This window comes from Mesorhizobium sp. M5C.F.Ca.IN.020.29.1.1 (assembly GCF_003997375.1).
GTDB lineage: Bacteria > Pseudomonadota > Alphaproteobacteria > Rhizobiales > Rhizobiaceae > Mesorhizobium > Mesorhizobium wenxiniae.
Genome location: NZ_RZSW01000477.1, coordinates 1 through 4,990, shown reverse-complemented (window position 1 = coordinate 4,990; position 4,990 = coordinate 1). Strand labels below are relative to the sequence as shown.

The following is a 4,990-nucleotide window of genomic DNA, read 5'->3' as shown; positions in this document are numbered from 1 at the left end:
GCATCAGCCGGTGGTCGAGGATATCGCCGGCGCCGCCGTCATCCAGGTTGAAATAGGAATGCTGGGTGAGGTTGCACAGCGTCGGCTCCTCGCAGGTGGCGGTCATCTCGACGCTGAGCGTGCCGGGAATTTTCAACCTATAGGTGCAGGTCACGTCGAGCGCCCCGGGGAAAGCCCATCGTGCCGTCGTGTCTCGATCCCAAAGAACACGTGGCCGACAGGCATGCCTGGCTGTGGGCTGGTCGACGAGGTGAGCGCTGGAGAATTCAGGTACGGGCCCTACTACCTAGGCTTGTGACAAAGTTGATCGAGCGCGTCTCGAAGCGCAGTGGCGGCTTGGTCACGCTCGTCAGCAGACATCAGCTCGGGCTCAGCTTCTAGTCTGAGATGCGGCAGTTCGGTTCGAACGGAGCGATGGGCAGCGACAAGATTGGCCTTCAGATCGATGACGCGATAGGTGGCGACCGGATAGGCGATCCCCTTGACGTGGATGTGCCCCAGTTCGTCGCAGTCGATCATGTCCCTCACTTGCGCAAACGTCTCATAAGAAATGAGCACCGTCCCTGGCTGCGCCTCCTGCTCGAGACGTGAGGCGAGATTCACAGCGCCGCCGATTATCGTGTAATCCATCCGGTCCTCGCTGCCGAAGTTGCCGACAGTGCAGTAGTCGGTGTGGATGCCGATGCGGCAGCGCAGCGGCGTTTCAATTCCAATGTCGCGCCAGATTTCGGCAAGTTCGCTCATCCGCTTCTGCATGGCGAGAGCCATCTGCACGCAGGCGAACGCGTCCTCCTTGACGCCGCGAGTCTCCGGATCGCCGAAAAACATCAGGATCGCGTCGCCGACATACTTGTCGATCGTCGCGCCGTGATCCGAAGCAATTTTCGACATTTCCGTCAGATAGTGATTGAGGAGCTGGGTGAGAACTTCGGACTCCATTTTGTCAGTGGTCTCGGTAAAGCCGGCGATATCGGAGAAGCATATCGTCAGCTTCTTCCGCTGGCTGGCGATCCTGACGTCCTGACGGCCAGTGAATATCGAGTTGTAGACCTGCGGCGCCAGGTACTTCGCCAGCTTGCTGGAAAGCGCCTCGAGAGCCGCGGATTTCTCGGCGAGGTTCTCCTCCCGTTGCTTCAGCTCGGTGATGTCCGAGTAGACCGCGACTGTGCCGCCGCCGGTGATCCGCCGCTCGCTAATCATAATCCATCGCCCGTCGCCTCGCCGCTGCAGCCACGGTTCGCCAGGGTTGCGGTGCCGGGAGAGGCGCTCGGCGACCCATTCCTCTAACCGTCCCTCAGCATCCCTGATATAGCCGCGCTCAGCGGATCGGCGGATGATGTACTCGAAGGCCGTGCCGGGCGTCAGTTCGATCGCAAGGTCGCTGTAGAGCAGTTCGCGGTAGCGGCTATTGCTAAGGGCGAGCCGGTCCTCCGCGTCGTAGAGAGCGAATCCCTCGGAGATGCTTTCGATGGCATCAATGAGCCGCTGACGCGCTTCGGCGACCTCGCGCAGGTTCTTCTCCTCCACCTCGACTGCGGTATCCCGGAAGAGCCTGAGCGCCTCGGCCATGCGGCCGATTTCGTCGTGGCCCGCGGCAGGCAATGGCGCACGAAGATCGCCGCCGGCGATCGCGAGCATGCTTTGGCTCAACCCTCCCAGCCGCGCGAGGAGGCTACGGTCGACATAGAGCCACACAAACAGAACGGAACTCAAGAGGCTGAGAACGGCGGAGCCAAGGACAACTCCGGTCCCGTAGCGCTGGACGACCGCGGCTTCGAGACCGGACGCCGCGATCTCGCGGTCTGCCGCGGCGACCAGGCGATCGACGGCAGCGGTAAGACTGCGCGACAGCTGATGGTTTTCGGCCAGAAGCTTTTCGCCCTGCGCAAGGACGGCGAACTCGTCCTGCCGCGTCTTCGGGATGCTGTTTCCACCGTCGATCAATGCCTTGAACTCGTTGACCCGCTGCTGGAAACGGGTTCGCAGCCTCTCGTCGATCTCGTCGGAAATCGTATCTAGAACGGCGAACGACCGGCGCAGCGGAAACATGATCAACGCCAGATCGCCTGGCGTAGGCGCGTCCGCCGTGTTGACCAGCGCGTCATTGACCGCCGAGATCTCCTGCTGCGCCTTCTGCTGCGGGATGTAGGCCGCGATCGCTTGAACCAGGTCGGCCGTCGCCTCCGTGCCTCGGTCCGATGCAAGCGACGTGCCGGCTGTGACCGCCCGCCATTGCTGGAGTTTGGAATTCATCACGAGCATACCGGGCGCTACAAGGCGCTGGCTTGCATTTGTCGTAGCCGATAGGCGGCGTAACAGTTCCTCTTTGTGCGCCACCACGGAGAGGCGGGCGGCGACAAGGTCATCGAGGGCATTGAGATTGCGGCGCAGACCAAGCACCGCAGCCTCGATCTCAGCCACCACCGCCGCGCCAGGCTTGGCGCCTTTGAGAGCGGCAAGCAGTTCCTCTAGGCGCGTCATCTCGGCCGCGATCGCAGCCGACACCTCGTTATGCTGAGCCTTGCTGGTCGAAGCAAGTACGGCGGGCGCAGTGGCGGCGACCCGCTCGGCCTGCCGCGACAGCTGGAGGGATGCGAGCGCCGACGGCACTCGGTCCTTGGTGATGCGGTCGACAACCTCCCCCACCTCGAGAAAGGCATAAAGAGCGGCTGCTGTCGCGAGCACCGCGAAGGTGCTGATACCGAAAAAAGCGAGCAACAGGCGGCCGCGTATGCCGAGACGCTTAAGCATTGCGGCGACGCGTTGATTCAGCTGGCGCGGCCAATAAGATCTGCACAGATTGGCTCAATGCGATCCGCCAGCTCGGTGGTCCGTTACTCCAACGGCACGTATTCGCCGCCCTTCCAAACATACCAAACCCAACTCTGAACAGTGAGGTCGCCCTTGTCATCAAAGTCCATACGGCCCAGCACAGTATCAAATTGATTGCTCCGCAGCGACGCAATCACGGCTTGGAGTTCTAGTGAGCCTGCCTTCTCGACCGCCTGCGCCCAAGTCTGGGCGGCACCGTAACTATGCAGCGTCCAGGAATCTGGTTCGAAGTTCTCGGCACGGAATCGTTCGACGACTTGCGCCGCTTCGGCATTTCGACGTGGGTCGGGGACAAAGGTGAAGAGCGTGCCCTCGGCGGCAGGGCCGGCAATGAGCCCAAACGCCTCGGTCGCCGTATCGTCACCCGAGATCAGCTGAAGCGAGTAGCCCCGGTCGCGCGCCGCACGGACCATAAGCGCAGCCTCGGTATGATACCCTCCCATTTAAAGCACGGCGATATCCGCCCCCTGTAGCCTACTGATCTCGGCCGAGTAGTCGTCTTTCCCGGGAGCGTAGCCATCATAGATTGTCTCGGTCACGCCCCGCTTGTTCAACTGCTTTCTTGTCTCATCGGCGAGACCCTTCCCATAGGTCGTGTTGTCGTGAAGGATCGCGATCTTCTTGTCGCTCCAATGATCGGCCAAGTAGTTGCCGGCCTCGAAGCCCTGCGCATCGTCGCGACTGCAGACGCGGAAAACGTTGGCGCGACCTTGCTCGGTCAACATCGGATTGGTCGAGGATGGCGAAATCTGCAGAATTCCCGCCGCCTCGTACACCTTCGAAGCTGGGATCGAGGCTCCAGAGCAGTAGTGCCCGACGACGAACACTACACCGTCAGCCACCAGCTTTTGGGCAGCAGCCACTGCTTGCTCGGGATCGCAGAAGTCGTCGACCGTGATGAGCCGCACCTGTTGGCCTAGAACGCCGCCCGCTGCATTGATGTCGGCCACAGCTACCTCTGCGCCGCGCTTCAATTGCGTGCCAGTCCACTCAAGCTTTCCGGTCATCGGGCCTGCGACCCCGATCAGCACCTCCGCCTGCGCAGGACAGTTAAGCGCGACCGCGAGCGCCACAAAAGCCACTGTGATGATACGGTGCATGGATGACACCCCAAGCGAGTAGTTTACGCCAATCCCGGCAACGCCGACAGTCCTTTCCGCGAGCGTAGATATCTTGGCTGGTCATACAGCGCACTCGTCTCGTCGTTGATTAGGCTTCTACCTGGATTTGCCATATCCCTGCGCGGGTTAGTTGATGGCTAAAGCGCTCGCGCTTGCCGAGGTTCTCAACAAAATTGGGTGCTAAGTGGTTGTTGCCATCGCGTGCTATAAATTGGATTGTCCCTTTTGCAGACGTTCCGGCCCGACCTACGAAGGTCGCTTTCGGGTCAACTTGCCTCGTCCCGGCCATCGGCTTCAAATGTTCGAGAACGGTCCGAACTCGATCGCTGACAGTGATTGGGTTCCGATCCGAGAGCGTCGCGCGTCCAATCGGAACGCAAACGACGGCCTTTGAACTTGCGCACGATCCTGTCCGAACCGGAGGTAGCGCAGCAAGAACCGGTACCACCCGACTTCCGTGTCAGGCGCCAGGCAGTCGGAACCGGTATTCCGTGACATGGTGGTAGATCTGGCCCGGCCATAGCGTGGCCTGTGGGAAATACGGCCGGTTCGGCGCGTCCGGCCAGACCTGCGACTCCAGGCAAAAGCCCGAAAAAGCCTTGTAACGACGTCCTTCGAGCCCCGGCGAAGGCGGCGCCAGATACTGGCCGGTATAGAGCTGAACGCCCGGCTCGGTGGTCCAGAGCTCCATCTCGACGCCGGAATTTGCGCCTTGCGCCCATGATGCCAGCTTGAGCGGCCCACGCATCGAGGCAAGGCAGAAATTCTGGTCGTAGGTGAGCTGCTTGCCCTCGCTCTCCATGCGCAAGCGGCCGCGCCTGGCGGAAATCGAACGGCGTGCCATCGACCGGCTTCACGACGCCGGTCGGAATCAGGTCGCCATCGACCGGAAGATAGGCGCCGGCGTTCAGCATCAGCCGGTGGTCGAGGATATCGCCGGCGCCGCCGTCATCCAGGTTGAAATAGGAATGCTGGGTGAGGTTGCACAGCGTCGGCTCCTCGCAGGTGGCGGTCATCTCGACGCTGAGCGTGCCGGG

General features: G+C 61.5%; 1 protein-coding gene and 3 pseudogenes. All 4 read right to left on the bottom strand.

The annotated features are described in order from the left end of the window. Nucleotides 1–196 (bottom strand): annotated as a pseudogene (locus EOA85_RS27495) (galactose-1-epimerase); the annotation flags it as partial. A gap of 86 nt (nt 197–282) precedes the next feature. Next, entirely contained in the window at nt 283–2,751 is a 2,469-nt protein-coding gene (locus tag EOA85_RS27490) for an adenylate/guanylate cyclase domain-containing protein (RefSeq protein WP_127211868.1), read from the bottom strand. Between the two features lie 83 nt (nt 2,752–2,834). Then, a pseudogene (locus EOA85_RS27485) lies at nt 2,835–3,932 on the bottom strand (branched-chain amino acid ABC transporter substrate-binding protein). Nucleotides 3,933–4,413: 481 nt separating this feature from the next. Beyond that, a pseudogene (locus tag EOA85_RS27480) lies at nt 4,414–4,990 on the bottom strand (aldose epimerase family protein); the annotation flags it as partial.

What these genes read in the sequence shown, in the direction of transcription:
- EOA85_RS27490 (WP_127211868.1), bottom strand. Translation starts at nt 2,751, where the DNA reads ATGCTTAAGCGTCTCGGCATACGCGGCCGCCTGTTGCTCGCTTTTTTC.